General features: G+C 37.2%; 7 protein-coding genes. All 7 read right to left on the bottom strand.

Annotation, left to right across the window (positions count from 1 at the left end):
* A partial coding sequence (locus ACJML3_RS01590) for a hypothetical protein (protein ID WP_406020033.1) occupies positions 1–227 on the bottom strand: 227 nt, incomplete at its 3' end.
* A gap of 62 nt (positions 228–289) precedes the next feature.
* Positions 290–766 (bottom strand): lysozyme, encoded by a 477-nt coding sequence (locus ACJML3_RS01585; protein WP_406020031.1) that lies wholly within the window; start codon positions 764–766, stop codon positions 290–292.
* A gap of 164 nt (positions 767–930) precedes the next feature.
* Positions 931–1,083: a hypothetical protein gene (locus tag ACJML3_RS01580; RefSeq protein WP_406020030.1), complete on the bottom strand. Its 153-nt coding sequence runs from the start codon at positions 1,081–1,083 to the stop codon at positions 931–933.
* A gap of 469 nt (positions 1,084–1,552) precedes the next feature.
* Entirely contained in the window at positions 1,553–2,137 is a 585-nt protein-coding gene (locus ACJML3_RS01575) for a hypothetical protein (RefSeq protein ID WP_406020028.1), read from the bottom strand.
* Between the two features lie 48 nt (positions 2,138–2,185).
* A complete protein-coding gene (locus tag ACJML3_RS01570) occupies positions 2,186–2,461 on the bottom strand; it encodes a hypothetical protein (protein ID WP_406020026.1) in 276 nt (91 codons plus the stop codon).
* Complete coding sequence (locus ACJML3_RS01565; protein ID WP_406020024.1) at positions 2,448–2,900, bottom strand: hypothetical protein; 453 nt, start codon at positions 2,898–2,900, stop codon at positions 2,448–2,450. Before ACJML3_RS01565 ends, ACJML3_RS01570 begins: the two co-directional genes overlap by 14 nt.
* 23 nt (positions 2,901–2,923) lie before the next feature.
* Complete coding sequence (locus ACJML3_RS01560; RefSeq protein ID WP_406020022.1) at positions 2,924–3,304, bottom strand: RusA family crossover junction endodeoxyribonuclease; 381 nt, start codon at positions 3,302–3,304, stop codon at positions 2,924–2,926.
* Positions 3,305–3,424 lie beyond the last annotated feature (120 nt).

The following is a 3,424-nucleotide window of genomic DNA, read 5'->3' as shown; positions in this document are numbered from 1 at the left end:
TCATCCAAGTCTTCCTGCGTTTTTGCTGCATTGATTTGCGCTGTCTTCTGGTGTTCATGTTCAACCTCCAGCTGTTGAATCAAATTAGCTCTTTCTTGCTCCAGTGCATTTTTCGCAACGTTCAGACGTTCAATTTCAGCCTGATCGTCTCTTGCCGAATAGCCGGTCAGAAAACCGACAGCAAAAGCTAATGCACCAGCAATCAATGTATTCTTAATGGATAACATTGGGAAACTCCAGAAACGAAAAAAGCCCACATTTCTGTGAGCTTCTTTTTGACATTTTTATACTAAGAAAGAAATAATTTAGCTTCTGCTTTTCTGCGCCTAGTTAAACCTGCAACTTCAACACCACCGGCTTTGTTAATATCCAGAAATTCTTTAGCAGCGCCTTCTTTATCGCCGGCCTTCATTTTCTTCCAGAGCTTATAACTGACTAAAGTCTGAAGAGGAGTTAAGCGCTTACCATTCTTGAGCGCGCCCTGCAAGTTGAACAGTAAACAGACTAAGGCATCAAACATGCCCTGAGTAACTTCAATCTCATCAATATTTAACGCTGATTCAATCTGATACTCATAATTAGCTATGTCTGCTTTTAGAAATTTTTCTGCCTCAGCTTCAGTGCAAACCATACCTTCATACACAGCTGGGGAATGATGACCATATCCAATGGTGTATCCTTTCTCATGAGGAAAAGGCTTATAAGCTTTGGTTCTAAGACCTTCAAATTTCTGAATAAGGGCAATCGCATGAGAAGAAACGTGCATATTAATGAATTCCTGATGTTAAATAGTTAATTGCCAAAATACCTACAATATTGCATATTCCATAGACTAAAAAAGGTATTCCTAATGCGATACTCAGTAATGCCCAGGAGAATTCTGCAAAGTAACAAAACGGAATCAGCCATTGAGATATATAACGTTTATGTTTATCGCTCATTTTTGTCTATCCCATATCTTTTAGCAATCCAATTTAAAACTCTGCCAATGCCGAACAGTCCGATCATGACTCCATAAGGAACTGCATCCCATGCCTCAAATCTTTCAGGAAAATATCTGTAGCTTAACCAACATATGGCCATGGCTCCAATTCCTGAAATCAGCGCATAATAAATTCTTCGTATAAACTCAGGTGGTTTTTTGAAAAATGACGAAACCAAAAATGAAGTTACACTACATGCCATGCCACCTAATGCGAACAAAGTTACTTCAGAAGGCAACATGATCTAATCTCCAGAAAAAGAAAAAGCCTCTCAAAGAATCTGAGAGGCCTACCACCTAATCACAGTTTGCCACTGTATTGTCTATAAGTATAAAACAGAAAAACGATCCAAAAACGATCAAAAAACGATCTATTTCTAAAACGCTCATAGAATGATTTTAATGTCTTAGTGGTACAGTGACCTATTTTTATAAAAGAAATGCTTCTGAGGTGTCTTAAAATTGAAAATAGAGGGTATTTTGAATATAAAGTGTATAGAGACTATGGCAGCCACATTTTAAAAATCTATTCAGCTAGACAATTTCCGGGCGTCTTGCCACCCGAGGACGTCAGGAACGCTGAGAGGACCCGTTGACCCTTGTTGGATGTCTTTTATTCTTTGCCTGAGTAGAATAATCGGTCCATCTGCAGTTTGATGGTTCATAATTTCCATCATTGTTTATACGGTCAATACTCAGTTTGATATTTGGTTTATAACCATTAGACAAACTCCACTTACAAAATGCAGGAAAACTAAAGTGCCATTCATTACAAATAGAAATACCTCTTGCACCATAATCCTTGTACTTTGGATGAGAAGAACTGTAACAGCGTCTTTTCATGTTTTGCCAAGTGTAATATAACAACGGATATTGATCCTTTAATACAGATCTTTCTGGTCTTATTGCTTTTGCTTTTCTCTCTTCCTTTGCTTTTCTTTTCATTAAGCATCTGAACCGCTTACAAGCAAAACAGTTCATTGAGATTCCATTCCTTAAATGACGTCTTATTATTGTTCCTCTGACAGTTTTTGTATAACCGCATTTCATACACTTTACCTGCCACATTGCATTGCCATCATTATCAGAAGGCGCCTCAGCTATTACAACAAAATCTCCTATTGTTTTATTTAAAATGCTTAGATCTTTTTCCATAAAACCACCGTCATTTCTATGAGAAAAATTCTGAAAAAATAAATGTAACTAGAAATTGTTTATAAACTGCTGATACATTTTGTCTTTGAATTTAGAGTTCCTTTCCTCAGACTTTTGCAAGTCCTGCTCATAAAGAAATGTCTTTGGTTCATTGCTTTTAAACGGTTCTATTCCCAGAAGCCATTTTGCTGCAATGGTTGGATCTTTATGAGCGCGCATATAATGTCTGCAGAGTCTTCTCATTTTCTGATAAGAAACACCGCGCTCTTGACAGAATAAACGCATGGAGCGATAACACTTACCTTCAAATTCAAACACCTTCATTCATAATCCTTAGCTGATTGAGAATCAACTGTTCACCTCTTCTGATTAAGTCACAGATAGCCTGAGTAGTAACATATCTTAAAGCTGTATCTACAGCAGGATTGAATTCAAAGTAGTTTGAACAATGACGTCGTTTAATTTTCTGCTCTTTGTTCTGTTTTTTCAGAATCAGGAATATCTCATCAGGAGATTTACACTGGATATAAAACATGTTGAGCAGTTTATATAGATTAGGCTGTTTCTGTTTTAATTCACAGAAGGCCTTATCAATAATCATAGCAGATTCATCTGAAATGGTATAAGTCTGATTTAATGAAGTGTGTCCAGGATAACCAGAACATCCAAAATAGCGTGACCAGATTCCATAATTATGCAACAAACGTATATATTCAGCAGAGCTCTCTGCAGTAATAGCTTCTCTTATTTCTTTAGTCAGCATTTTTCAAATAGATTCCTGCAAGCTTAGTCTTTTCCAATTTCCCAAATTCTAGCTTCAACTAATCCAGGTAGTCTTACTAGTCTTTGCCCTTTCTTTCTCTTAGGTTGTTCAACTACAGAGCCTCTGACAACGGTTAAGTGGTCGATTTGACTATCATCAAGCCAAAGACCTGCATGAGTACAAACATCTTGAAAACCTTTTAAGATGTTATCCAAATCTCTACGTCTGCCATCACTAAAATGCACTGTGATTGATACACCAACACGACCTTTAATCTGTTCAAATCCATCTGTTTGATCTTGTAGCTCATGTAAAGCACGAGCAAACCAACTTCTGTACTTACTTCCATTGGTTAGTTGGCGGCCGCGTGTTCTAATTAACCTTTGATTAGCACTTACTGGCACTTCAAATCTAACTGTAATCACTTGTTACTCCTGCGTTGTTGTATGAACTACCTAAATTATTCTCTAAGAATCTAATTGCTTTGCCATTGAAGGTCATCTCAAGCTTACCTACAGGGCCGT

The organism is Succinivibrio sp. (genome assembly GCF_045124615.1).
GTDB lineage: Bacteria > Pseudomonadota > Gammaproteobacteria > Enterobacterales > Succinivibrionaceae > Succinivibrio > Succinivibrio faecicola.
Note: the sequence above shows the minus strand (reverse complement) of the source record. Positions and strands in the feature narration are given on the sequence as shown.

Bases quoted from the DNA above. Each gene is read 5' to 3' on its own strand.
- ACJML3_RS01585 (WP_406020031.1), bottom strand. From the start codon at position 766: ATGCACGTTTCTTCTCATGCGATTGCCCTTATTCAGAAATTTGAAGGT.
- ACJML3_RS01580 (WP_406020030.1), bottom strand. From the start codon at position 1,083: ATGGCCATATGTTGGTTAAGCTACAGATATTTTCCTGAAAGATTTGAG.
- ACJML3_RS01575 (WP_406020028.1), bottom strand. From the start codon at position 2,137: ATGGAAAAAGATCTAAGCATTTTAAATAAAACAATAGGAGATTTTGTT.
- ACJML3_RS01570 (WP_406020026.1), bottom strand. From the start codon at position 2,461: ATGAAGGTGTTTGAATTTGAAGGTAAGTGTTATCGCTCCATGCGTTTA.
- ACJML3_RS01565 (WP_406020024.1), bottom strand. From the start codon at position 2,900: ATGCTGACTAAAGAAATAAGAGAAGCTATTACTGCAGAGAGCTCTGCT.